The sequence below is a fragment of the Mycobacterium sp. NGS39 genome (assembly GCF_059812765.1).
The window spans coordinates 299,870-324,003 of sequence record NZ_JCALDH010000001.1 but is presented as its reverse complement, the minus strand read 5'-3'; the positions used below and the strand labels follow the sequence as shown (position 1 = coordinate 324,003).

At 68.5% G+C, this 24,134-nt stretch carries 20 protein-coding genes and 1 tRNA gene; 8 read left to right on the top strand and 13 right to left on the bottom strand.

All coding sequences use genetic code 11. The features are described 5' to 3' along the window. Window positions 1-56: 56 nt before the first annotated feature. Entirely contained in the window at window positions 57-305 is a 249-nt protein-coding gene (locus tag AC5Y39_RS01565; RefSeq protein ID WP_500015959.1) for an Rv2628 protein family, read from the bottom strand. Window positions 306-451: 146 nt separating this feature from the next. Between AC5Y39_RS01565 and AC5Y39_RS01560 the strand changes: the two genes are divergently transcribed. The 3 genes from AC5Y39_RS01560 to AC5Y39_RS01550 are packed head-to-tail and all read left to right on the top strand — an operon-like array spanning window position 452 to window position 2,021. Beyond that, complete coding sequence (locus tag AC5Y39_RS01560) at window positions 452-994, top strand: hypothetical protein (protein ID WP_500015958.1); 543 nt, start codon at window positions 452-454, stop codon at window positions 992-994. 31 nt (window positions 995-1,025) lie between these two features. Continuing rightward, window positions 1,026-1,442: a hypothetical protein gene (locus AC5Y39_RS01555; RefSeq protein WP_500015957.1), complete on the top strand. Its 417-nt coding sequence runs from the start codon at window positions 1,026-1,028 to the stop codon at window positions 1,440-1,442. 27 nt (window positions 1,443-1,469) lie between these two features. Next, complete coding sequence (locus AC5Y39_RS01550) at window positions 1,470-2,021, top strand: hypothetical protein (protein WP_500015956.1); 552 nt, start codon at window positions 1,470-1,472, stop codon at window positions 2,019-2,021. A gap of 60 nt (window positions 2,022-2,081) precedes the next feature. On the opposite strand, the gene AC5Y39_RS01545 is transcribed toward AC5Y39_RS01550, so the two are convergent. The 5 genes from AC5Y39_RS01545 to AC5Y39_RS01525 form a co-directional block, all read right to left on the bottom strand. Then, a complete protein-coding gene (locus AC5Y39_RS01545) occupies window positions 2,082-2,489 on the bottom strand; it encodes a hypothetical protein (RefSeq protein ID WP_500015955.1) in 408 nt (135 codons plus the stop codon). Window positions 2,490-2,563: 74 nt separating this feature from the next. Next, window positions 2,564-4,042: a dynamin family protein gene (locus AC5Y39_RS01540; RefSeq protein WP_500015954.1), complete on the bottom strand. Its 1,479-nt coding sequence runs from the start codon at window positions 4,040-4,042 to the stop codon at window positions 2,564-2,566. Between the two features lie 9 nt (window positions 4,043-4,051). Further along, window positions 4,052-5,932, bottom strand: a complete 1,881-nt coding sequence (locus tag AC5Y39_RS01535) for a dynamin family protein (RefSeq protein WP_500015953.1) — start codon at window positions 5,930-5,932, stop codon at window positions 4,052-4,054. Between the two features lie 99 nt (window positions 5,933-6,031). Continuing rightward, entirely contained in the window at window positions 6,032-7,063 is a 1,032-nt protein-coding gene (locus AC5Y39_RS01530) for an IniB N-terminal domain-containing protein (protein ID WP_500015952.1), read from the bottom strand. 269 nt (window positions 7,064-7,332) lie between these two features. Further along, window positions 7,333-7,869 (bottom strand): Rv0340 family IniB-related protein, encoded by a 537-nt coding sequence (locus AC5Y39_RS01525; protein ID WP_500015951.1) that lies wholly within the window; start codon window positions 7,867-7,869, stop codon window positions 7,333-7,335. 200 nt (window positions 7,870-8,069) lie between these two features. On the opposite strand from AC5Y39_RS01525, the gene AC5Y39_RS01520 reads away from it, so the two are divergent. The 4 genes from AC5Y39_RS01520 (at window position 8,070) to AC5Y39_RS01505 (ending at window position 16,745) form a co-directional block, all read left to right on the top strand. Further along, window positions 8,070-9,941 carry an Hsp70 family protein gene (locus AC5Y39_RS01520; RefSeq protein ID WP_500015950.1) on the top strand — a complete coding sequence of 624 codons (1,872 nt, stop codon included), beginning with the start codon at window positions 8,070-8,072 and terminating at the stop codon, window positions 9,939-9,941. A gap of 7 nt (window positions 9,942-9,948) precedes the next feature. Next, window positions 9,949-12,435 carry an isoniazid response ATPase/transcriptional regulator IniR gene (gene iniR, locus AC5Y39_RS01515; protein ID WP_500015949.1) on the top strand — a complete coding sequence of 829 codons (2,487 nt, stop codon included), beginning with the start codon at window positions 9,949-9,951 and terminating at the stop codon, window positions 12,433-12,435. Window positions 12,436-12,538: 103 nt separating this feature from the next. Then, window positions 12,539-15,430, top strand: coding sequence for a (Fe-S)-binding protein (locus tag AC5Y39_RS01510; protein ID WP_500015948.1), 2,892 nt, complete (start codon window positions 12,539-12,541; stop codon window positions 15,428-15,430). Between the two features lie 22 nt (window positions 15,431-15,452). Continuing rightward, window positions 15,453-16,745, top strand: coding sequence for a pyridoxal phosphate-dependent aminotransferase (locus tag AC5Y39_RS01505; RefSeq protein ID WP_500016123.1), 1,293 nt, complete (start codon window positions 15,453-15,455; stop codon window positions 16,743-16,745). Window positions 16,746-16,793: 48 nt separating this feature from the next. Here AC5Y39_RS01505 and rfbA read toward each other — a convergent pair whose 3' ends face one another. From rfbA to dcd, 7 genes are all read right to left on the bottom strand, one after another. After that, entirely contained in the window at window positions 16,794-17,660 is an 867-nt protein-coding gene (gene rfbA / locus AC5Y39_RS01500; protein ID WP_500015947.1) for a glucose-1-phosphate thymidylyltransferase RfbA, read from the bottom strand. A 9-nt stretch (window positions 17,661-17,669) separates the two neighbouring features. Continuing rightward, the gene (locus tag AC5Y39_RS01495) at window positions 17,670-18,038 is read right to left on the bottom strand and encodes a nuclear transport factor 2 family protein (protein ID WP_499961934.1); all 369 of its coding nucleotides are present in this window, start codon (window positions 18,036-18,038) and stop codon (window positions 17,670-17,672) included. Window positions 18,039-18,052: 14 nt separating this feature from the next. After that, window positions 18,053-18,787: a maleylpyruvate isomerase family mycothiol-dependent enzyme gene (locus tag AC5Y39_RS01490; protein WP_500015946.1), complete on the bottom strand. Its 735-nt coding sequence runs from the start codon at window positions 18,785-18,787 to the stop codon at window positions 18,053-18,055. A gap of 1 nt (window position 18,788) precedes the next feature. Continuing rightward, window positions 18,789-20,075 carry a cytochrome P450 gene (locus AC5Y39_RS01485; RefSeq protein ID WP_500015945.1) on the bottom strand — a complete coding sequence of 429 codons (1,287 nt, stop codon included), beginning with the start codon at window positions 20,073-20,075 and terminating at the stop codon, window positions 18,789-18,791. Window positions 20,076-20,080: 5 nt separating this feature from the next. Beyond that, window positions 20,081-21,415 (bottom strand): UDP-glucose dehydrogenase family protein, encoded by a 1,335-nt coding sequence (locus tag AC5Y39_RS01480; protein ID WP_500015944.1) that lies wholly within the window; start codon window positions 21,413-21,415, stop codon window positions 20,081-20,083. Between the two features lie 74 nt (window positions 21,416-21,489). Continuing rightward, entirely contained in the window at window positions 21,490-23,067 is a 1,578-nt protein-coding gene (locus tag AC5Y39_RS01475; protein ID WP_500015943.1) for a DUF7159 family protein, read from the bottom strand. A 225-nt stretch (window positions 23,068-23,292) separates the two neighbouring features. Next, a complete protein-coding gene (gene dcd, locus AC5Y39_RS01470) occupies window positions 23,293-23,880 on the bottom strand; it encodes a dCTP deaminase (protein ID WP_499961926.1) in 588 nt (195 codons plus the stop codon). 145 nt (window positions 23,881-24,025) lie between these two features. Between dcd and AC5Y39_RS01465 the strand changes: the two genes are divergently transcribed. Then, a tRNA-Gly gene (locus AC5Y39_RS01465) sits at window positions 24,026-24,099 on the top strand. The last annotated feature ends 35 nt before the right edge of the window (window positions 24,100-24,134 follow it).

Below are 24,134 nucleotides of genomic sequence, written 5' to 3'. Positions count from 1 at the left end.
GCATGCGGATTCGGCGCGCGCGAAGTCGCTCCACGTGGTTTGCGCCGACATGCAACTCAAGCGGCCACCGTCACGTCGACGGACAGCAGGTCTTCGAGCGCGTGGGCAGCGGGCCAGTCACCGCTGCGGACGGCGCGCGCCAGCTCGTCGGCCATGGGGCTTTCGACCTCGAGCTCGGCCAGCCACGCCGCGACCGTGGCGGCGATCTCGTCGCTGCCCACGCACACGGCACGGCCATGGTGCAGCCGGTCGGCGACCTGGTAGACGGTCTTGCGGGACGTCCGGCGGGTCCGAAGAGTGCTCATCGCTTGCTCCTTGTCCGTGTCACGGCCTCGGTGCCGCTCATCGGTAGGAGCGCCGCGCCCGTCCGTCAGGGACACTTTTTCGGGCGGCGGGCCCGCGCGAGTCACTACAGCATCTCCTGTCACTTCTTGCGTAGAGTTCAAACGTCATGAGGTCGACTCTTGCGGCGGTATTCCTGGTCGCTGTGATGGCGCTGGCCGGATGCACGTCATGGACCGACGGCAAGCCGGTCGCCGTCCCGTCCAATCCCACCGAGCCGACGTTCCCGACGACCCGCCCCACCCGCACGCCGCCCAGCACCACGACGCCGACGCGCGCCCCGACGACCACCACGACGACGCAGCCGGGCGGCGAGACGCTCGCCCCCAACGAACAGGGCTATGTGTTCGTCGAAACCAAGTCCGGCAAGACCCGCTGCCAGATCTCCCGCACGGCCGTCGGCTGCGAGTCCGAATTCGCCAACCCGCCGATCCGCGACGGCTTTCCCGCCAACGGCGTCAACGTCACCGCAGACGGACAGCTGAAGTGGCTGGTGGGCAACCTCGGCGACATCCAGCCCGTCACCCTGGACTACCGCACGTATCACGCGCAGGGCTGGACCATTGTCGCGGACGAGTCCGGCACGCGCTTCACCAACGACAGCACCGGCCACGGCATGTTCGTCAGCATCGAGAGGGTCGACTCGTTCTGATCGGGGCTCGCCGAGCCCATACGATCACGCCGTGACCTACGGCGACGACGAGCGGCCCGACTCCGCCGAACCCACCGATCTGCCCTGGTATCAGACCAGCGGTGCCATCACAGCCGCAGGGATCCTCGGCGTCGTCGTGGTGATCGTGCTGATCATCGCCGTCGTGCGAACGGCCGACAATTCCACCCGGCCGGCCAACGAGCTCCCGCTGCCCGACACCACCACGACAACTGAGCCCACGACGACGACCACCACTACCACCACGACGCCGCCGACCTCCACCTCGCCGACGACGACCTCGCAAACCACCACCTCGGAGACCACAACCACCCCGACAACCACCACGACCACCGAGGAAACGACCAGCGAGACCACCACCACGACAACCAGTCGGACGTCGGGCCTGCGCGCGACGCCGAGTCGACATCCGCTGTTCCCCCACGGCTGACGAATCGTCGCGCCTTAATATCCGTCCATGGGGGTGACAGAGTCGTCGGGCGACTTCGACTATCTGTGGGAAGACCTGGCCGAACCGGCCGACGCCGAGTCGCGCTTCGGCTCCGAGTTCGACGACGACGATCTGGACGACTTCGGCGATCTGCGCCCGCGCACCCAACCGGTGCCCTGGTACCGCAGGAAAACGGCGGCCATCGCGATCGGGGCGATCGCGGTAGGGGTGGTAGCGATCCTCGTGTCGGCGGTGCTGCTGGTGTCGCGCAGCTCCCGGGGACCGCAGACCAGTGTGCCGAGTGTGTCGACTACCCCGCCGTCGTCCGTGCGCTCCACGCGTCGCCCGACGCCGAACGCGACGATTCCGCCGGCCGCGACGGTCCCGCCGAGCCCACCCGCCACGCCGCCGCCGGCCGCCAGTGAGCCGTCTGCCAGCGCGCCTGCGGTGGTCGCGCCGCCGCGGCAGCAACCACCGGAGCCCGCGAAACCGCCGCAGATCGGTGTCACCCGCTCGCCGGTGACCCGGTCGCCGATCAGTGTGCGGCCCGCGCCACGACCGGCTTTCCCTCATAACTGAGTGCCAGCGGCTACCATCAAGCCCCGTGTCTCAGTACGGTCCGCCGGAAGACCCCAACTACTACCGCGACGAGCCGACCGCGTACAGCGCGTACGGCCAGCAGCCGCCCGGCCCGCCGCCTGGTCCGCCGGAGGAACCGCCGGTGCCGTGGTACCGGAAGCCTTGGGTGCTGGTCGCATTGGGCGCGCTCGGCGCGATCATCCTGGCGCTGATCATCTTCGCGATCTTCGGCGGCAACAACTCCGACGACAACAAACCGCTCAGCCCGGTGACCAGCACGACACGGACGTCGCCGACGCTGACCACGACGCCGACGCCGACGACGACCACGACCGCCGAGACCACGGAAACCACCACGGCCACCACGACGTCGCCGACCACCACCACCGAGACGACGACAACCACGCCGAGCACCAGCACCAGCACGACCGTGACCGTCAGCACAAGCACCAGCACGATGACGATCACGATTCCGGCGATTCCGGGCTTGCCGACGCCGCCGCAGTGATGCGCCGAGCCTTCGCCGCCCGATTGGTCAGCGCTTAGGAATACGAGAACTGCGCCACCAGCGCTTCGGCGCTGCGCACCGCGGCCCGGCACGCGCGCGTGGTGAACGGGTCGTTGAGCGGATGCTCGGCGCGGCGGCGCCACCGCTGCGCCGCCGCGAAGGCCGCGCGCGGGCCGTCGTACGGCGCGTCGGGCGTCAGCCCCAGCCTGCTGGCCGGATCAGTGCCCGAACCGCCGATGATGCGTCGCAGCGAGGCCATCTCATCGTCGTTCAATGTCGTTGGGCGCGAACGTAATTGGCTCAGCAGCCGCAACTCTTCGAACGCGTGCGTGTCAGCCAGCAGCGGATCGATGTCCGCCAGGATCGCCGGCGTCGCCGGAATCGGGTTGACTTCGACGAACCGCCGCAGCGACAACAGCGCGGTGTGCGCCTTCAACAGATCCGAGCGCTGCGCGAACTGCTGGTCGATCACGTCGCGCAGCTCCACCAGCCCGCTGCGCTCCAGGAGTTCGTCGGCCAGCGCCACCGAATCGCCGACGCCGGATCGCAGCACCGCGATCGAGATTCGGATGCCGAACATGCCGAACCGGTCCAGCAGCTGCGCGCGGGTGGCGGCATCGACGGGCAGCGAACTGTCTTCGCGCGCAAAGCGATCCGCCGACAGCATGGCCTTAGCCAGCTCGGCGGGCTCCACGCCGGCGAGCTTCTGCAGCGCCACGAATTCGCTTTGGCGAAGCGTTCGGGCGGTCAATGCCAGCAGCCCCGACACGGGCACCACGGCCTGGCAGATGCCGGTCTTGTCCATCTCCTCGGTGAACCGCTTTGCGACGTCCTTGGCCGACAGCATCGCGTCGATGCGCCCGGCCCCGATTTCGTCGGCCCGCGACGCCACCCCGATCACGCCCAGCGCCCCGGCCGAACCGCCGACCAGCTCACCGATCTGCTTGAGCAGCGCGATGTCCGTCGCATTCAGTGTGCGCAGCAGAAACACCACCGCGTCCACCCGCGGCACGCCGTCGTCGGGCACCAGCAGCCGCAGCGTGCGCGCCGACACGTCGCTGTTCAGCGACGACGTGCCCGGGGTGTCGACGATCGTCGCGTCGATCAGCTCAGCGGCCGGCCACTCCACGTCGAGGTCGGCGACTTCGACGGGGTCGACGCCGCCGAGGTCGAACGTCAAGCCGTCGCCGCGGATGATCGGCACGTTCGTGCGCCGGCCGTCGCGGTGGTTGGCGGTGACCTTGGGCACCGGCCCGTGCCGGAACCAGGTCACGATACGAGTGGCTTCGGTGGCGTCGGTGGGTGCGATGTTCTCCCCCACCAGCGCGTTGACCAGCGTGGACTTGCCGGCCTTCAAACTGCCGGCCAATGCGATGCGGATCGGCTGGTTGAGCCGCCAGCCAATCCATTCAAGTTCGCTGTGCAGGTCGGCGCGCTGCCGGTAGGTCGGATCGTTGCGGTAAGCCCGGATCGTGCCGCCGAGGATGGCGCGGACCTGATCGCTGGTGCTCACCGGTCAATGTTAGGTGGCGCCGCGCAGCGGAACCCGCGGCGCAGGGCGCACCGGACCGCTCACGACGGGCGTTGGCGCGGCCAGCTCCGCCGCCTTTGCCGACACCTGCCGCAGGATGTTGAGCTGGCGCTCGAGCTCGGCGATGCGCTGGTTGCGTTCGTTCTCCTCCAACCGCGCCGAGGTGAGCATGGCCTGCAGTGACTCGTTGAGCGATCGGCTGGTCTGGTTGGCGATGCCGCGGTAGTGGTTGCGCAGCTGGCGGTGGATGGCCTGTAGCCGGTCGCGTGATTCCTTGGTGACGACGAACGAGATGTCGTCGACGAATCGGCGCACGTTGTTCTTCGCCTCGTTGCGCACGCGCAGCATCCGGTTCTCCATGTCCTCCTTGTAGGCCTTGCGGCCCAGCAGCAGACCGGCGCCCACCGACAGCGGGTTGAACATGCCCAGCCCGGCCAGCGAGCCGAGCATGCCGAACATCAGCACACCGCCGTAGGAGCCGCGCATCCCGCTGACCACCTTGCTGCTGACGCTGACGGGCTTGGCGTCCATCCGTGCCAGCGACTTGAAGCCCGAGAACGTTGCACCCATCTGCCGGGCGCTGATCTCCGGAGCCTTCACCTGTTGCAGGCCGGCCTCCTCGAACGTGCGGGCCACGTCCTTGGCCAGCGCCTCGGCCCGCTGGAACGCCCAGACGAAGTTGTCGCCCACCGCTTCGGCCACTGCCTGTTCCAGTTCGGTGCCGATCTCGGCCCAGTGCAGTGTCGGGTCGCAGCCGTCGATGACGGACTCGAAATGCTGGGTGATGGCACGGAACCGCGACCGCAGGTCGTGGTCGACGTCGGCGGTCAAGTCGGCGATCCCGTCGTTGAGCACCTGCTGCCACAGCGCCGAGGCGGCCAGCGCGTCCTGCGCCTCGGCCTTGCGGCGTTCGAGGTCGGCGGTCAGCCGCTCACGCAAACCGGGGTCGTTGAGCGTCGACAGCTCCGACTCCAGCGTCAATGTCAAATGTTCTGCAGTAGAACGCAATTCATGGAGCACATGGTGACGCACCCGGTCGTTCGCTCCGGACAGCACCTTCTGGGACAAGAATTGCACGATCGCGGGGAAGTTCGACTCCTCGTTGAGTTCCTTGTCGTTGAGCGAGATCGCGTGGCTGCGCAGCAGCGACGACGCCGGAATCAGCGGAATGTCGAGTCCGGCCCGCTCGAGGTGGGCGACGTCGGCGTCGACGACCGCGCGCCAGTGCGGATAAAGGTCGATCTTCGTCGCCACGATCGCGGCCACCGGGCAGATCTCGTAGGCCTGCCGGATGAACGTCATCTCCGGTTCGGTGAACTCCTGGCTGGTGTCGCTGACCATCAGCATTGCGTCGGCGTCGGGTAGCAGCCCCAGGGTGGCAGCCAGGTGCGGCTGGCCGTGACCACCGACGCCCGGGGTGTCGATGAACACCAGCCCACCCTTCAGCACCGGGCTCGGCGCAATCACCTCGACCCGAAGCACCTCGCGGCCGCCGGCCTGCGGAGCGCGGCGCAGGTCCTTGTTGATGTCGGTGGTGGGGATCGGGATCGCCTCGGCACCGCCGTCGCCGGTGGCGACGATCAGCTGCGCGGCGGCCTGCTCGCCGTAGAGCACGACGGTGGTCAGCACCGTCGACTCGTCGTCACCGACCCGTGCGACCGGCATGTTCAGCAGCGAGTTGAGCAGCTGGCTCTTGCCCTGCTTGAGCTGACCGGCGATCACCACCCGGATCTGCGGGTCGACGATCCGGTCGCGGGCCGCGGCCAGCCGGTCGATCAGGTCGTCGCGCTGGTTGGTCTCGGCGATCCTGCGGGTGTGGTCGATCAGCTCGACGATGACCCGGGCCTGCCGCGGATCAGAAGGCTGCGTCACGTTGTGTCCCTCCTCGGCGCTACCAACCGTATGCGCAAAAACCTGGCGGGGACCATTGCGGTCCCCGCCAGGTCGTCAACCAAGCGGCTGTGCGTCCGATCAGAAGCCCAGGTGGATGTCGTGGGTGTTCTGATGCGTCTGCACAGTGGTGTTGTCGTGCGTCGACGCGTCGTACGACGGCGAGTACGTCGACTGGTTGTCGTGCACCGAGCTGTTGTACGACTGGGCGTTGCTGTACGACGCCGCGTTGTCGTGCACCGAGCTGTCGTGGGTGGAGGTGTACTGCGACGACCAGTCGTGCACCGAGTTGTCGGCGACCGACGTCGACGTCGTGGTGGTGTGGGTGTTCACGACGCTGTGGGTGTTGTCGACGCCGCTGTAGTTGCCGGTGCCGTCGATGTTGGTCGTGGTCTGGTTCCCGTGCACCGCCGTCCAGTCGGTGTTGCCCTGCGCCGAGCTGGTGGTCCCGTGGCCGGAGGTCTGGATCACCGTGCCGTCGTGGGTCTCCAAGACGTCGTGGCCGGCGGCGGTGTTGCCCTGGCTGAACGAGTTGTCATGGCCGTACGCGAAATTCGAGTCCGCCCCGGTGTGGATGTTGCCGTTGTTGACCGAGTTCGCGTTGCCCAGCACAGCGCCGTCACCGCTGACGATGTCGCCCCGGTTGTCGCCGTTGATCGCGACCGCGCCCTGGCCGTTGGCCGTGGTCGTGGTCTTGTCACCCAGCGTGATGTCGCCGAAGCCGAGGTTGAAGGCGCCCTGCTGGGCATTGGCGCCCGCGTCCTGGTTGGGGCTCATCACCGGCGTGTTGTTGTGGCTGGCGAAATCAGTGTCGGTCCGGTTGCCGCTGAGGAAGTCGGTCTGCGGCGCATACGTCGGCGACCACGTGGGTGACGGCGCGAACGTCGGCTCCCAGCCGTAGTGGTTGGCCACCGCGCGCTGCAGGCCCACCACCGGGTCGCCGGCGCCCAGCGCGAGGCTCGGCACCGCGGTGGCAGCCACCGACGCCAGCTGCGCCGGCGCGACGTTGCCCAGCCCGGCGTCCAGGAGCGCCTGCTCGGGCTGCGCGACGTAGTCGGCAGCCGCCTGCGGGTCGCGGAACAGGTTGAGGATGAAGTCGATCAAGCTGATCATCGAAGTCCCTTTCGGTTGTCTCGGGTTTGCCCCTCACCGGCCTGCCCGGTGTCTGCTAGCCACGGTATGGAGCTGCAACGTGACTCGGAACGGGGTCGAGTCCCCTACCTCCAAGCCCCCATACTGGGGTGGTCCAGCAACTTCCGTTAGGGGATTAGGGGATTACTAGGGACATGTAGGGAATCCCTCAGTTGATGCACAGTTTCCCCAGGACAACGACGAACGCCCCCACATGCCGAAGCGTGCGGGGGCGTTCGAGCGCGATTGCGTCAGAACAGCGGGCCGTCGAAACCGTGGGCGTCGTGTGCTGCACCTGGATCGAAGTGCCCATGGTGGTCGTCAACCGGATGCTCGAAGCCGGGGTCGACGGTTGCCGGCTCGACCACCGGCGCCGGGTCATGGGCGTCGGGCGCGGGGGCCGCGAGGGGCTCTGCCTCGAATGCGCCGAGGTGGCTGAACTGGTCGATACCGGTGTCCGGTTGAGCCGCGGCCGGTTGGTCAAGCACGAAGTCATGGGTGGCGGGAGCCTCGATGCCGGCCGCCGGCACGTGGTCGGAGAACGCGTCGAACGCAGCGGTCGCGGCCCCACTGGCCCAGACGTTCGCATCCCCGGCGTCGGCTCCGAAGGCCGGGCTCGCGATCGACAGCGACTCCGACACCACCGGAATCAGGTTGTTGACGTCGGCACTGGTCACGTCGGTCAGATGAGCGTCGGCGATCGCCTGCTGCGGGTTATCCGCGTACCGTGCAGCGGCGTCGGGATCGCGCACCAGCGACATCACGAAGTCCAATAGCTCATTGGCCATGGCGCCGATGTTAACGATCACCAGCTAATAACGGATCGGTGTCAAAGCCACTGCTGACATACCGCTATTAGGGGATCGGCCGTTAGGGGATTGGGCGCGGTTAGGGGATGTCGCATGACCGCCGCACGCCGGCGCCGCTATCGTGAGGAACGGCCGCCGACGCTGCCACTGAATCGTGTCGATGACAAGGACCCTTCGAGATGACCGACTCCCTTGGGCTGTCCATCGGGATGACCAACCTGGTCGCGGCCCGGGTCGGCGCTGCGCCGGTCACGCGCCGTGCGGTGTTGACGCTGTATCCGCACCGCGCCCCCGAGGTGGGCGTGCCGGTCGAGAACCCGAATGCGGCAGAACCGGGTCTGGTGCTGTCCGGCTTCGTCGAACGCGTCGGCGATCCGGTCCCGCTGGTGGCGCCCGACGGAACCACCTACCGCGCCGACTGGCTGCTCGTCGAGGCCCTCGACGCAATGGCGCAGGCGGTCGGCAACGGCTCCGCCGCCTCACAGGTCACCATCGCAGTGCCCGCGCACTGGGGTCCGGCGGTGCTGGGCGCGCTGCGAGGGGCGTTGCGCACCAAGCCCAACCTCTCGCCGGGCGGCGTGCCGCCGGTGCTGGTGTCCGACGCCGTGGCCGCGCTGGCCGCGTTGGCGACCAGCCCGGGATTGCCGGCGAGCGGCATCGTCGCGCTGCTCGATTTCGGCGGCAGCGGCACCAGCATCACGCTGGCCGACGCCGCCAACGACTTCCAGCCCATCGACGAAACGCTGCGCTACACCGAATTTTCCGGCGCTCAGATCGACCAGGCGCTGCTCACCCATGTGCTCTCCGACATCAACCAGTCCAGCGGCGCCGACCCGGCCGGCACCACCGCCGTCGGTGCGCTCACTCGGCTACGCGAACAGTGCCGCGACGCCAAGGAGCGGCTGTCGGCTGATACCGCCACCGACCTGTCGGCTGAACTTCCCGGCTATCACTCCGATATCCGCGTCACGCGGGCCGAACTCGAGAACCTGATCAGCGGCCCGCTGGCCGGGGTACTCGTCGCTTTGGAAGAACTGTTGGGGCGCAACCGAATTCCGGCCGCGTCGCTGTCCGCGGTCGCCACCGTCGGTGGCGGCGCCGCGATCCCGCTGATCACCCAGCGGCTCTCGGAGCATTTCCGGGTGCCGGTGGTCACCACCCCGCAGCCGGCACTGAACACGGCGGCGGGCGCTGCGCTGCTGGCCACCCGCGGGCCGGGCGGCGACGTGCCGACCGGATTGGCGACTGCGGCCACCGAACCGCCCACCGGGATGGCCACCGCCGCGTGGGCCGCCGGGACTGCCGGTGCAGCCGCCGCGGAGTCGGCCGCCGACGGTGCCGCGTCGGCCACCTTCCGGGCGCTCGCGTGGTCGGAGGATGCCGGCGGCGATGAACCGGCGCCCTACACCGGCGCTGAGTACGCCTACGATCCCGAGCCCACCAGCGCGCGGCCGCAACTCGAGTTCGCTCCCCCGCCCGAGGGTCCGCGTGCGGCCGAGGAGCCGTTGGCCTGGTACCGGCGGCCCCAGGTGCTGTTCGCGGCGGCACTGGTCACGGTGCTGGTCTTGACGGGCGGCCTGGTGTGGACGCTGACCAGCGAGTCCAGCCCGATGCGCTCGACACGCACTCACACGGCGACGGTGCCGGCCACCACCAACCCCGCATCCCCGGGCGCGCCGCTGACCGACACGGTGACGTTCACCGGCACGGACGGTAGCCCGACCGTGGTCACGCCGCCGCCGTCGGCCACCACCGCACCCAGTTCTCCGCCCGACACCACGACGTCGGAGACCACCTCGGCCACGACCACGACGCAGACCACGACCACCACCACGCAGCAGACCACCACGACCACCACCCAGCCGACCACCACCACGACGCAGCCGCCGACCACCACCACGCGACCGCCCACCACGACGACGCGACCGCCCACCACCAGCGCGGCGCCGCCCACCTCAGCGGTCAGCAACCAGTCCGCGCCCACGTCGGCTCAGTTGGCGCCCAACACACCGAGGCCGCAGCTCAGCGCGACAGCGCCGGTCAGCCCCTGACAGCCCGATGGACCAGCCGGCGTTGCGCGAGCTGCCGCCACAGGCACGCGAGCTCGTTGACGCGGTCACCACCAACCCGACCGACCCCGTCAAGGCCGTCGTCGTCGGCGGGATCGGCACCGGGAAAACCGCCACGCTGACCGCGATCCGCACTGCGCTGCGGGCCGGCGGCATCGACGTCGCCTCCCGTGCGGATCCGCATCGGATCGCCACGGCGATCGTGGTCGACGACGCGCACCTGCTCACGCACCAGCAGCTCGCCACCCTCGCCGATCGGGTCGACGACCCGTCCGCGACCGTCGTCGTCGCAACCGAGCCGTACCAACATTCGGTTGCGCTTCGCACGCTCACGATGGCAATCGAACGCGAGCGTCCGGCGGTGCTGCTCGGCGCGCTTCCGCCCCACGAGCTGCACCGCCTGGCCACTGCCGCCCTCGGGGCACCGCCGACTGCCGAGGTGGTCCGCGCTCTGATGGCCGCGACCGCCGGATTGCCGTTTCTGGTGCGCGCGGCGCTGAGCCGCCCGGGCGACGACGCCTCACCGGCCATGGCGATCGCCCAGTCCGCCCGGTTCGCGCTGATCGACCGGCTGCGCGCAGTCGACGAGCCCGTCCTGGAGGCGCTGCTGATCGGTTCGCTGAGTCCCGACCTGGGTGCCGCTGACCTGGCGGCCGCGCTGAGTATCAGCGCCGACGAAGCTCAGCGGCTGGTCGACCGCGCCCGAGGCAGCGGACTCCTCGAGCCCTCCCACAGCCCGGCGTTTTTGCGGTCGGTGCATCGCGCGGTCGCCCAGATCGTCGGCGCAGCACGCCACCACGACGTCGAAAAAGCATTGCTCACAACGCAATTGGAGCTGTCGACGCTGTCGGCGGACTTGGCGTTGCGGCTCGCCGAACACGGGATGCGCGACGAGCGGCTGGCCACGGCGCTGGAAACCCACGCCGAGCGCCCACCCGACCGCACCGCCGCGGCCCGGCTGTACCGAGCCGCCGTCGACGCCGGCGCGTCGCGGCTCACGGCCCGGCTCGCCGACGCGCTGGCGCTGACCGGAGACTGCGCGACGGCAGGCCGGCTCGCCGACGACCTGCTCTCGTCCGACGACCCCGCCGAACGCGCCGCCGCGGTCCGCATCGCCGCGTCGGTGGCCGCCCACGACGGCAACGCCGACCAGGCCGCCGAGCTGTACCGCTGGCTCGGGCCGCACCCCGACGCGGTGGTCAGCTCCGCCGGCGCGGTGGTGTTGCTGGCCGCGGGCGACGCCACGGCCGCCCGCGCGTCGATGGAAGCCCCGGCCAGCGGTCCGCCCACCGCCGCCGCCCGAGCCGCCCGCAGCCTGGCCGAAGGTCTGCTGCAGACACTGGACCAGCCGTTCACCGTGGCGGTCGCCAAGCTCGGGCAGTCACTGGCCGCCGGCCCGTCGGCGCGGGCCGTCACACCGGACACGCCGGCGGCCCTCGTCGCGCTGGCGGCGTTGCATGCCGGCGATCCGGTCCGCGCGCGCAGTGTGCTCACCCGCGCGCTGCATGACGGCAGTGCGCCGCACGCCGAGCACCGGCACCGGCTGCTGTTGGCCTGGTCGAAAATGCTCGACGGGCAGCTCGCGTCCGCGAACCTCGAGGTGACCGTCGACGATGCCTCGCTGCACCGCCGGGACGCGTTATGGGCCGCCGCGCTGCGCACCGGGCTGGCGCGGCGCACCGGCGACAGCGGCGCACTTCAGCGGCACTGGTACACCGCGATGGAAGTACTGGCCGAGTACACCGTCGACCTGTTCTCGCTGCTGCCCCTGGGCGAGCTGTGGGTGGCCGCGGCACGGCTGCGGCAGCTCGAGCGGATCCGCTACGCCGTCGAGCAGGCGTTGGGGCTTCTGGAGCGGCTCGGCAAGCCGGTGCTGTGGTCGGTGCCTTTGCACTGGTCGGGCGTGCACGCTGGCATCCTGGCCAACTCACCGGACGCGGTGGCACCTCACGGCCAGGCGCTGACCGCGGCCGCAGCCACCAGCCTGTTCGCGAAGGCGCTGGCCAGCGCCGGCCGGGTGTGGCTGCGGGTGCTGGCCAATCAGGTCGAACTCGCCGAAGTCACCGCGGCTGCCCGCGGTCTGGCGCAGTACGGCCACACCGCGGACGGCACGCGGCTGGCCAGCCAGGCGGCGTTGCAGACGCCCGATGCCCGCGTGTCCGGGGCGATGCTGCAATTGGCGCGGGATCTCAAGGCCAGCGCAGCGGTCGACGAGGAGCCAGTGGCGACGTCGCAACAGCGTGCTGTCGAGCCGGCGCGTCCGGAGGCGCGGGACTCGGCGCGGCTGTCCGAGCGCGAACGCGAGGTCGCCGAGCTGTTGCTGTTGGGCATGCCGTACCGCGACATCGGCAATCAGCTGTTCATCTCCGCCAAGACCGTCGAACACCACGTCGCCCGGATACGACGGCGCCTGGGCGCTGAATCCCGCTCGGAGCTGCTGTCGATGCTGCGGGCGATGCTGGCGCCGCAGCCCTGAGGTTAGGGCAACCTTTGTCGCGCCCGCAGCTGCCGAGATGTCACTATGAGCAGGCAAGAAAGACAAGTTACTGACCAGTAGCAAAGCTGGGGAGGCGGCGCGCGTGGACACTCAGCAGGTGATCAGGCTCGTGGTTGGCCTGGGGTTGACGGCGCTGGTGTTGGTGTTCGCGGCGCGCCGGGTGTGGTGGCTGTTCACTCTCGTGCGATCAGGCCAGCCGGCCAGTGGCCGCACTGACAACCTGGGCAGGCGGATCTGGACGCAGGTCGAGGAGGTCTTCGGGCAGACCCGGCTGCTGCGGTGGTCGATTCCCGGCCTCGCCCACTTCTTCACGATGTGGGGCTTTTTCATCCTGCTGACGGTCTACATCGAGGCCTACGGGGTCCTGTTCAATCCCAAGTTCGCGATCCCGATCATCGGCCATTGGCCGGTTCTGGGCTTCCTGCAGGACTTCTTCGCGCTGGCCGTGCTGCTGGGCATCACCACGTTCGCGATCATCCGGCTGATTCAAGGACCCAAGGAGCACGGCCGCGATTCGCGGTTCTACGGCAGCCACCTCGGCGGCGCGTGGCTGATCCTGTTCATGATCTTCAACGTCATCTGGACGTACGCGCTGTTCCGCGGATCGTCGGTCAACAACGGAAACCTGCCGTACAACTGGGCGGCGTTCTTCTCCCACGCCATGGGCAAGGTGCTGTCTCCGCTCGGGCCCAGCGGCAACGAGTACATGGAGACCGTCTCGCTGCTGCTGCACATCGGCGTGATGCTGGCGTTCTTGATCATCGTGCTGCATTCCAAGCACCTGCACATCTTCCTGGCGCCCATCAACGTGACGTTCAAGCGGCTGCCCAACGGGCTCGGGCCGCTGCTGCCCATCGAATACCAGGGCAAGCCAATCGATTTCGAAGATCCGCCGGAGGACGCCACCCTCGGTCGCGGGAAGATCGAGGACTTCAGCTGGAAGGGCATGCTCGACTTCGCCACCTGCACCGAGTGCGGGCGCTGCCAATCGCAGTGTCCGGCGTGGAACACCGGAAAACCGTTGTCCCCCAAGCTCGTGATCATGGACCTTCGCGACCACTGGATGGCGAAGGCGCCCTACATCCTCGGCGACAAAGTCACGCCTGACGAGAGCACGCCCGAGGGTGGCCTCTCCGAGAAGCTGGCCGGCGATCGGCACGAGGAAGTGCATCACGTGCCGGAGTCCGGCTTCGGCCGGGTCCCGCCGGAGTCGCCGCTGCAGGCGACGCGCCCGCTGGTCGGGACGGCCGAGCAGCTCGGCGTCATCGACCCCGACGTGTTGTGGTCGTGCACCACGTGCGGCGCGTGCGTCGAGCAGTGCCCGGTTGACATTGAGCACATCGACCACATCGTCGACATGCGCCGCTACCAGGTGATGATGGAGTCGGAATTCCCGTCCGAGCTTTCGGTGCTGTTCAAGAACCTCGAGACGAAGTCGAATCCGTGGGGCCAGAACGCCTCCGACCGGCTCAACTGGATCAGCGAGGTCGACTTCGACGTGCCGGTGTTCGGCGTCGACGCGGAGTCCTTCGACGGCTACGAGTACCTGTTCTGGGTCGGCTGCGCGGGCGCGTTCGAAGACCGCGCCAAGAAGACCACCAAGGCGGTCGCCGAGCTGCTGTCGATCGCCGGGGTGAAGTACCTGGTGCTCGGCGCCGAGGAGACCTGCAACGGCGACTCGGCACGCCGCTCCGGCAACGAGTTCTTGTTCCAGCAGCTCGCCGCGCAGGCGGTCGAGACGCTCAACGGCGTGTTCGAGGGCGTCGAGACCGTCGACCGCAAGATCGTCGTCACCTGCCCGCACTGCTTCAACACCCTCGGTCGGGAGTACCGCCAGCTCGGCGCCAACTACACCGTGCTGCACCACACCCAGCTGCTGAACCGGTTGGTGCGGGACAAGAGGCTGGTCCCGGTGAAGCCGGTGGGCGGCGAAAACGGCCAGGACGTCACCTACCACGACCCGTGCTACCTCGGCCGGCACAACAAGGTCTACGAGGCGCCGCGCGAGTTGATCGGCGCGTCGGGCGTCACGCTCAAGGAGATGCCGCGCCACGCCGAGACGGGCCTGTGCTGCGGCGCGGGCGGCGCGCGGATGTGGATGGAAGAGCACATCGGCAAGCGGGTCAACCACGAGCGGGTCGACGAGGCGCTGATGACGGTGTCCGACGGCGCGAAGATCGCGACGGGCTGCCCCTTCTGCCGCGTCATGATGACCGACGGCCTCACCGACCGTCAGGAGTCGGGCAAGGGCGAAGGCGTCGAGGTGCTCGACGTGGCCCAGCTGCTGCTGGGGTCGCTGGACAAGAGCACTGTCACGCTGCCGCCGAAGCGCTCTCCCGAAGAGAAGAAGAAGGCCGCGGCCCCGGCGGCTGAGGCTCCTGCGGCAGCGCCGTCGGCACCAGCCGCGGCCGCACCGTCGGGAACCAAGGAAGCCAAGCCGGTCACCGGGCTGGGTATCTCAGGCGGCAAGCGCCCCGGCGCCAAGAAGGCAGCGCCGGCCCCTGCTGGCGAAAAGCCGACTGCGTCTGAAAAGCCCTCGGCGGCAACCCAACCCGCGCCTGCCAAGGGACTCGGCATCGCCGCCGGCGCCAAGCGGCCGGGAGCCAAGAAGGCCGCACCCGCCGCCGCGAAGCCGGCCGAGCAGGCGCAGGCCGCCGAGCAGGCGTCCGAGCAGAAGCCGGCCACCGAGGTCACCCAACCCGCGAACGCGGCACCCGATCAGGCCAAGGCGGAGCCGGCGCCGGTCAAGGGGCTCGGCATCGCGGCCGGGGCCAAGCGGCCCGGCGCCAGGAAGACGACCGCGCCCGCGGCGTCGGCTCCGTCGGCTCCGGCTCAGCAGTCGGAGCCTGAGCAGCCGAAGCCTGCCGACACCGAGCAATCGAAGCCTGCCGATGACGGCAATGGCAGCGCGCCGGCGCCTCCGGTCAAGGGCCTCGGCATTGCCCGCGGTGCCCGGCCGCCCGGCAAACGGTGATCCGGGCTGGCGGCGAAATTCACTGGACGCCAATGGCACCATGGTGGACGTGACTACTCACCAGGTCCCGTGGCACGCCACCGGTCATCACGACCGGCAGCGCACGTTCACGCAGTCGACCAAGCTGCAGGACGTCCTCTACGAGATCCGCGGGCCGGTGCACGAGCACGCGTCGCGGCTGGAGGCCGAGGGCCATCGCATCCTGAAGCTCAACATCGGCAATCCGGCGCCGTTCGGTTTCGAGGCTCCGGACGTGATCATGCGCGACATCATCCAGGCATTGCCGTACGCGCAAGGATATTCGGATTCCAAGGGAATTCTGCCGGCGCGGCGGGCGGTGGTCACGCGCTACGAACTCGTCGAAGGTTTCCCTCGGCTCGACGTCGACGACGTCTACCTCGGCAACGGAGTGTCCGAGCTCATCACGATGACGCTGCAGGCGCTGCTCGACAACGGCGACCAGGTTCTCATCCCCGCGCCTGACTACCCGCTGTGGACCGCGTCCACGTCGCTTGCCGGCGGCACCCCCGTGCACTACCTGTGCGACGAAACGCAGGGCTGGCAGCCCGACGTCGCCGACATCGAGGCGAAGATCACCGAGCGCACCAAGGCGCTGGTGGTGATCAACCCGAACAACCCGACCGGCGCGGTGTACAGCCGTGAAGTGCTCGAGCAGATGGCCGATCTGGCGCGTAAGCACCAACTGCTGCTGCTTGCCGACGAGATTTACGACAAGATCCTCTACGACGACGCCAAGCACATTTGCATGGCGTCGGTGGCGCCAGATCTGTTGTGCCTCACGTTCAATGGGCTTTCGAAGGCTTACCGGGTGGCCGGCTACCGGGCCGGCTGGCTGGCGATCACCGGGCCCAAGGAGCATGCGAGCAGCTTCCTCGAGGGCATCAGCCTGCTGGCCAACATGCGCCTGTGCCCCAATGTGCCTGCGCAGCATGGCATTCAGGTGGCCCTCGGCGGGCATCAGAGCATCGAGGATCTGGTGCTGCCGGGTGGGCGGCTGCTCGAGCAGCGCGACGTGGCTTGGCAGAAGCTCAACGAGATTCCCGGGGTGTCGTGTGTGAAGCCGCAGGGTGCGCTGTATGCGTTTCCGCGACTTGACCCCGAGGTGTACGACATCGTCGACGACGAGCAACTAGTACTGGACCTGTTGCTGCAGGAGAAGATTCTCGTCACCCAGGGCACCGGCTTCAACTGGCCGGCCCCGGACCACCTGCGAATCGTCACGCTGCCGTGGGCGCGAGATCTCGCCGCGGCCATCGAGCGGCTCGGCAACTTCTTGGTCAGCTACCGGCAGTAGGGATTTCGGTGCGCAAACGTACGCTACGCGTCGTTTAGCGCACCGAAATCACTTGCCGTCGAGCAGTTCGAGCAGATAGCTGCCATAGCCCGAGCTGAGCAACTCGTGGGCGCGCGCCGCCAGCTGCTCGTCGTCGATGAACCCGACGCGCCACGCAACCTCTTCGGGCACACTGATTTTCAGGCCTTGCCGACGCTCGATGGTGCGGACGTAGTCGCTGGCGTCCAGCAGCGAGTCGAATGTTCCGGTGTCCAGCCAGGCGGTGCCACGAGCCAGCACCTCCACGGAGAGCTGCCCGCGGTTCAGGTAGGTCTGGTTGACTTCGGTGATCTCGTATTCGCCCCGGGCCGACGGCCGCAGCAATCGTGCGATCTCGACGACGTCGTTGTCGTAGAAGTACAGTCCGGGAACCGCGTAGTGCGATTTGGGTGTCGCGGGTTTTTCCTCCAGCGACAAAGCGGTGCCGTCGGCACCGAATTCCACCACACCGTACGCCGACGGGCTAGCCACCCAGTACGCGAAAATCGCTCCGCCGCTGACGTTTTGGAAGCGGCGCAAGCTGGTGCCCAGGCCCGGACCGTAGAAGATGTTGTCCCCCAACACAAGTGCGACGGTGTCGTTGCCGATGTGCGAGGCGCCGATGACGAACGCCTGTGCCAATCCTTCGGGACGGGGCTGCACGGCGTAGCTGATGTGGGTGCCGAACGCCGAGCCGTCGCCCAGCAGCCGCTGAAACGCGGCGGCATCGGCGGGCGTAGTGATCACCAGGATGTCGCGGATGCCGGCCATGATCAGCGTGGACAGCGGATAGTAGATCAGCGGCTTGTCGTACACCGGGAGCAACTGCTTGCTGACGCCCATCGTGATCGGGTACAGCCTGGTACCCGCGCCGCCCGCGAGGATGATGCCGCGCATCTGCCGCCCCTACAGGTCGGCCAGGTCGTCTTCGGTGAGCTCGGTGGCAGCCAGCGCTGACTTCAGGTCATCGTGCTGGAACACCGAGGTCACCTTGTCATGCACCACCCGGAACGCCGACGCTGTCACCTGCGGGGAACCCGCGTCACCGACGTGCTGCTCGACGACGACGACGCCGTCGTGCACATACATCCGCCCGGGCTCGACGAGAAATCCCTTGGACGACGCCCAGTTGCGCAGCGCCTCGTGGCCTTGCACAGCACCGTGTGCGTCACCGATCTCGATGTCGCCGGTGGACAACTCCACTAGCGTGTCGAGGTCCTGCGCATTGAGCGCGTCGTGCCACGCAAGGACGGTCGCGATCTCCGAAACGGTCATGACTGGACCGTAGCTCAGAACGGGGTGCGGTCCAGCCAACCCCGCCAGACCTGGTCGTCGCCGAAGACCTGGATCCGCGGATCGTCGGCGGGGATGCGCCGGGTGATCGCCAGCAGCAGCGACGTGATGCCGCCGCGCACGGCGACGGTGGATTTCGCGTGCTGCTGCTCGAGCCGCAGGGCGCCGCCGGCTCCACGGATCGTCCATTCGCCGCCTTCTGCGGCGTGCAGGTGCAGCGACTGTCCGTCGGCCAGCGGCATCTGGTCGCCTCCGGCCCGGGTCACCACCCGCTCGAGCCATTCGGTCAGGCAGTCAGTGGCGACATCGGTCGGCAGCGAAAATTCGCGGCCCAGCGCCAGCTCGGCGTCGGCGCGGTGCACGGCCACTTCGTGGACGCGACGGCGCACCCACCACGCCGCCGGACGCGGACCCAGAAAGGTCCACACTTCGGTGTCACCGCCGGTATTGGACACCGCGTCGAGCAGCTCTTGCCCGCCACCGCGCACCCAGTCCGCGGCACCGTCGGGATCGTCGGGCGGCTTGCCGTTGCGCACCTCGCGGGGATCGAGAGGTTCTGCGCGCCGTTCGGCGACGATCTGTGCGGCCCATCGGTGCCCGCGCCCCACGTGCCGCAGCAGCTGCTTGAGCGTCCAGCCCGGGCAGGTCGGCACCGGCGTCGCGGGATCGGCAGTACGCAGCACCTCGGCGAACGCGGCGTCCTCGTCGAGAAGCGATGCGGCGAAATCCATTTCAGGCGCCCAACATGATCGGCAATGACGCCCAGCCGCGCAGCACCCGGGTATCGCGGCGGCTGCCGCTGCCGGCCAGCCGCGCGTTGGGGTAGCGGTCGAAGAACGAGCGCAGACCCACTTCACCTTCGGCGCGGGCCAGCGCGGCGCCCAGACAGAAGTGTCTGCCGCTTGAGAACGACAGGTGTTTGTTGGCGTTCGGCCGCTCGATGTCGAAGCGGTGTGGGTCCTCGAACACGGCCGGATCGCGGTTGGCACCGGCCAGATAGATCACCACCAACTCGCCGCGCGGGATCGTCGTGCCCGCTATCTCGACGTCGCGCCGCGCCACCCGCGCACTCAGCTGCACCGGGGATTCCAGCCGCAGAATCTCCTCGACCGCATTGGGCCACAACTCCGGGCGTGCCGCCAGCGTGGCGAGGTGTTGGGGGTTCTCCAGCAGCATGCGAATTCCGTTGCCCAGCAAGTTGACTGTGGTTTCGAAGCCCGCGGCCAGCACCAGGCCGGCGGTGGCTTGCAGCTCGCGGTCGGTGAGCCGGCCGTCCTCGTCGGCGGCCAGGGTGAGCTGGCTCAGCAGGTCGTCGCCGGGATTGCGGCGGAGCTTCTCGAGGTGGTCGGCCAGCCACGCGTTGAAGCCGGCGACGCCTTGGTACACCTGGTTGTACTGCTTCCACGACAACCCGATGTCCAGGCTGGGCGCACCGAGCTCGCCGTACTTGAGGATCTGCGGGCGGTCTTCGTCGGGCACGCCCAGGATGTCGCCGATGACGGCGACCGGCAGCTGTGAGCAGTACCGCGCGACGATGTCGACGACGCCGCGCGTCTCGCCGAGGTCGTCGAGGAGCACCTTGGCGGTTTCTTCCACGCGGTCACGCAGCGCGGCCACCGCACGGGTGGTGAATACAGACGACACCAGCTTTCGGTAGCGGGTGTGTTCGGGCGGCTCCACCGACAGCAGCGACGGCGGCTCGAGGGGATGCAGCAGGCCGGTCTTGGTCTTCTGGTTGATCCAGCGCAGAGGCTTGGGCAGGTTGCCGCCGAGCTCGATCACGCGGAAGTCGTCCGAGCGCAGCAGTTCATGGGCGATCTCGTGGTCGACGGTCAAATAGACCGCGCGGCCTTTCACAATGCGACCGCGGGAGCGCAGCTCTTCGATGAACGCGATGGGGTCGGCACGCACAGCCGGGTCGGCGATCATCCGAGCCTGCGGATCGCCGCTGCGCAACCCTATCGACGCCAGCGCGCGGACGAAGCCGTGCAGCGCGAGCCAGCGAATCCTCTGTCTCATGCCGATCAGGCTACGCCGGCGACTCGCCTTCCCAGGGTGAACACCCGCCAGCCCGCCGCACTCCACCGCACGGCATCCAGGCAATTCCGGCCATCCACAACCACTTTCGCGCGCACGACGTCGCCGAGCCCGGCTGGGTCGAGGTCGACGAACTCGCGCCACTCGGTGAGCACCAGCACCGCGTCGGCGCGCTGGCAGGCTTCGGTGACGCAGGTGGAGTAGTTCAGCGTGGGAAAGATGCGTCGCGAGTTCTCCACGGCCTTGGGGTCGTAGACGTTGACGGCCGCGCCGTTGAGTTGCAGCATGCCGGCCACGTTGAGTGCGGGCGAGTCGCGCACGTCGTCGGACTCGGGTTTGAACGCCGCGCCCAGCACGGCGATGTTGGCGCCGAGCAGTGATCCGCCGCAGGCGCGCGTCGCGAGCTCCACCATTTTGGTGCGGCGGCGCATGTTGATGCTGTCGACCTCTCGCAGGAATGTCAGGGCTTGGCTGGCGCCGAGTTCGCCGGCGCGCGCCATGAATGCGCGGATATCCTTGGGCAAGCAGCCACCACCGAATCCAAGCCCGGCGTTGAGGAACCTGCGTCCGATGCGGGCGTCGTGGCCCAGCGCGTCGGCGAGCACAGTGACATCGGCGTCCGCGGCCTCGCATACCTCAGAGATTGCGTTGATGAACGAGATCTTGGTAGCCAGAAAGGCATTCGCTGCCACCTTGACGAGCTCGGCGGTCTGCAGGTCGGTACACAGGAACGGCACACCGTCGTCGATAAGCGGTGCGTAGAGCTCGTCGATCGCCGCCTTCGCACGCTGCGAATCCGGTTGTACGCCAAGGACAATGCGGTCTGGGTGCAGGGTGTCGTGAACGGCGAAACCCTCGCGCAGGAACTCGGGGTTCCAGGCGATTTCCACATCCGCGCCGGGAGGCGCCAAATGCGTTGCCCGGCGGACCAGTTCGGCTGCTGTGCCGACGGGGACAGTGGATTTCCCGACGATGACGGCAGGCCGGCTCAGTCTAGGGACCAGGGCGTCGATCACCGCGTGGACATGCCGGAGGTCGGCACCGTATTCGCCTTTCTTCTGCGGGGTGCCGACGCCCAGGAAGTGCAGGTCGGCGAACTCGGCGGCGTCGTCGTAGTCGGTGGTGAACCGCAGCCGACCAGCAGATATGTTGTCCTGCAACATCTTCCGCAGTCCGGGCTCGTAGAACGGCGCCTCGCCGCTGTTCAGTTTGGCGACCTTGCCGGGGTCGATGTCGACGCCGACCACCTCGTGGCCGAGCTCGGCCATGCCGGCGGCGTGGGTGGCGCCGAGGTAGCCCGTGCCGAAGACGGTGCACCGCATACGCCCGGTATAGCGGCCCGGGGTGAGCTAACCGCGTCGGGACACCAAGCGCCAGGACAACGGCAGGTTACGTGTCAGCTGCCGGGCCAGTACGGCCACGACGGCATGCGCGGACCGCCGATCGGGCCCGACGGTTGCTGCGGTTGCTGGTTCCGCGGCTGCTGCGGGGTCACCGGCTGCTGGTTGACCGGGGGGTACTGCTGCTGCGGAATGTTCACCGGCGGCTGCCAATCCGAGTCCGACGGCGGCTGCGACGGCGGTGTCCATCGCGGCTTCGACGGCGGGTTCCACGGAGGGGTCTGCGGCTCGCTGGTAGGCGGCTGCTGCGGATACCACGGCGGCCGGTACACCGGTCGCGGCCACGGCAACTGGATGATCGGCGGCGGCAGAACCACCGGTGGTGCGATCACCGGTGCGGGCGCGGCGGGCACGGGCTCAGGCGCCGGCGCCGCCGGCACTGGCGCCGGAGGTGGCGCGGCAGGAGCGGGCGCGGGCGCGGCAGGCGGGGGCGCGGCGGCCGGTGCCGCTGCCTGAGGTGCCTGGACGAACACGGTCCGCGGCGCCTGGGGCGCCTCCTGCGCGACGGGCACCGGAGCCTTGATGGTTTCGGGTGCCGGGGCAGCCGGTGGCGCCGGTGCCGGTTGCGCGACGAGCGGCGCCGGTTGAGCGGTGCTGGGCACGACGATGCTCTCGCCGGGACTCGGCCGCTGATCGACGGTGGGCCTGATGCTCACCGCCAGCGAGATGACGAGCGCCACCACGCCGACAACGAAAATGCTTGTCAACGTGCTGCCGACGAGGAGGAATGGCCGCCGGGTCTCGTCCTCGCCGGCGGCATCGTCGTCCACTACCGGCGCCACCGCACCGGCGGGCCGCAACTGGGTGGCCGCGAACGCCGGGTCGATCCGGTAGGCATCCTCGGCCGGCAAGCCGTCGGGATCCTGGGAGTAGGCGAGCCTGACCGTCGTCGCTTCGAAACGCGGTGCACTGGCGGCTGCCAGCGCGGCGCCGCGGGCAAGGGCCATCTCAGAGTCTTCGGGGGCGCTCACGGGCAGCGTCACCAGCTGCTCGAGGTGTTCCTTGACGGAGGTGACGTCGACGCCCGAGCCGACGACGAACAGGCCGCCGGGCCGGGGCTCGTGGGTGTCCAGATCGGTGACCATGTCGGCCATGACGGCCATGGCATCGGCGCTGTGCAGATCGCGGTTCACCACCTTGACGATCGAGCCGTCGCGAGTCTCGACCACCGACAACGTCGCGGTGTCGCGCTCGACGAACATCAGCGCGGTCTTGTCGTAGCCGACGGCGCGGCCGACCGCCTGGGCGAGCGCGCCCGCCGCGTGAAGTTCAGAGACGAGCATGACGTCTTCGATGCCGCGGGCGGCCAAGCCGTCGCGCAGGGCACTGGCCTCGTTGTGGTCGGACCACGTCACGCCGGTGGTGATCAGCCGGTGTCCGCCGGCCAGAGCGCTCTGCTGAGTCCCGAGAATGGCCGAGATCACCTGATCGGCCGCACTCGAGTTTGCTGCGCCCTCAGCTGCAGTGATGTCGAAGACGTCGTGATCGACGGTGAGACCGTCGGCTTTATCGCCTTCGACCAGCACCATGCGGACCGTCGTGGGTGTCATCGACACGCCAAGTACGATGTCCACAGCCCCTCCATTTAGTTTGCTATCTAGCTTAGGCCCGCTGGGGCATTATCCATCAAGAAGCTCGTCAACTAGTGGCTCATCGCACGATCAGCCCGATGCGTTACATCCCCCGACGTTAGCTGATCTCGATGAAGTCACCGGTGGACAGCACTTGCTGGGCTCCGCAGAACCTGCGGGATAAACCCTACTCGCAATACACGATGGAAGCGCGGGCTGCGTTCAGCGCTATTGAGTGGGTTCCGGCGATGTGCTGATGAAGTTCTGATAGGAGCGCGACGGCGTGGGTCCGCGCTGTCCCTGGTACTTCGAGCCCACCTTGGCGCTGCCGTACGGATGCTCGGCCGGACTGGTGAGGCGCAGCAGGCACAGCTGGCCGATCTTCATGCCGGGCCACAGCGTGATGGGGAGGTTGGCGACGTTCGAGAGCTCCAGGGTGATGTGGCCGCTGAAGCCCGGGTCGATGAAGCCGGCGGTCGAATGGGTGAGCAGGCCGAGGCGGCCCAGTGACGACTTGCCCTCCAGGCGGCCCGCGAGATCGTCTGGCAGAGTGCACAATTCGAGCGTCGAACCGAGGACGAATTCGCCGGGGTGCAGCACGAACGGCTCGCCCGGCAGCGGTTCGACGAGGCTTGTCAGCTCGTCTTGCTGCAGGGCCGGGTCGATGTGGGTGTAGCGGGTGTTGTTGAACACCCGGAAGAGACTGTCCAAGCGGACGTCGATGCTGGACGGCTGCACCAGCGTGTCGTCGAAGGGGTCGAGGGCCAGGCGGCCGGCGTCGATCTCGGCGCGGATGTCGCGGTCAGAGAGCAGCACTCGTCGAGCCTAATGGCTCCGTGGCGGCCGGCCACGGATGCGCCGACTGTGCGCTCAGGACGCGCCGACCTCGCACTTTTGCGCCCTACCGGCACAGTCAACGGCGAGCCAGCCACTGGGATTGCTATCCTTCGTCAGCACCAGCGCCGATGTAGTTCAATGGCAGAACATCAGCTTCCCAAGCTGAGAACGCGGGTTCGATTCCCGTCATCGGCTCCACCCTGAGCAGCAAAAACGCGTCGATCCGCAAACGT

What these genes read in the sequence shown, in the direction of transcription:
- AC5Y39_RS01495 (WP_499961934.1), bottom strand. Translation starts at nt 18,038, where the DNA reads ATGACCGTTTCGGAGATCGCGACCGTCCTTGCGTGGCACGACGCGCTC.
- AC5Y39_RS01565 (WP_500015959.1), bottom strand. Translation starts at nt 305, where the DNA reads ATGAGCACTCTTCGGACCCGCCGGACGTCCCGCAAGACCGTCTACCAG.
- rfbA (WP_500015947.1), bottom strand. Translation starts at nt 17,660, where the DNA reads ATGCGCGGCATCATCCTCGCGGGCGGCGCGGGTACCAGGCTGTACCCG.
- AC5Y39_RS01490 (WP_500015946.1), bottom strand. Translation starts at nt 18,787, where the DNA reads ATGGATTTCGCCGCATCGCTTCTCGACGAGGACGCCGCGTTCGCCGAG.
- AC5Y39_RS01520 (WP_500015950.1), top strand. Translation starts at nt 8,070, where the DNA reads ATGACCGACTCCCTTGGGCTGTCCATCGGGATGACCAACCTGGTCGCG.
- iniR (WP_500015949.1), top strand. Translation starts at nt 9,949, where the DNA reads ATGGACCAGCCGGCGTTGCGCGAGCTGCCGCCACAGGCACGCGAGCTC.
- AC5Y39_RS01525 (WP_500015951.1), bottom strand. Translation starts at nt 7,869, where the DNA reads ATGGCCAATGAGCTATTGGACTTCGTGATGTCGCTGGTGCGCGATCCC.
- AC5Y39_RS01530 (WP_500015952.1), bottom strand. Translation starts at nt 7,063, where the DNA reads ATGATCAGCTTGATCGACTTCATCCTCAACCTGTTCCGCGACCCGCAG.
- AC5Y39_RS01485 (WP_500015945.1), bottom strand. Translation starts at nt 20,075, where the DNA reads ATGAGACAGAGGATTCGCTGGCTCGCGCTGCACGGCTTCGTCCGCGCG.
- AC5Y39_RS01550 (WP_500015956.1), top strand. Translation starts at nt 1,470, where the DNA reads ATGGGGGTGACAGAGTCGTCGGGCGACTTCGACTATCTGTGGGAAGAC.
- AC5Y39_RS01560 (WP_500015958.1), top strand. Translation starts at nt 452, where the DNA reads ATGAGGTCGACTCTTGCGGCGGTATTCCTGGTCGCTGTGATGGCGCTG.
- AC5Y39_RS01480 (WP_500015944.1), bottom strand. Translation starts at nt 21,415, where the DNA reads ATGCGGTGCACCGTCTTCGGCACGGGCTACCTCGGCGCCACCCACGCC.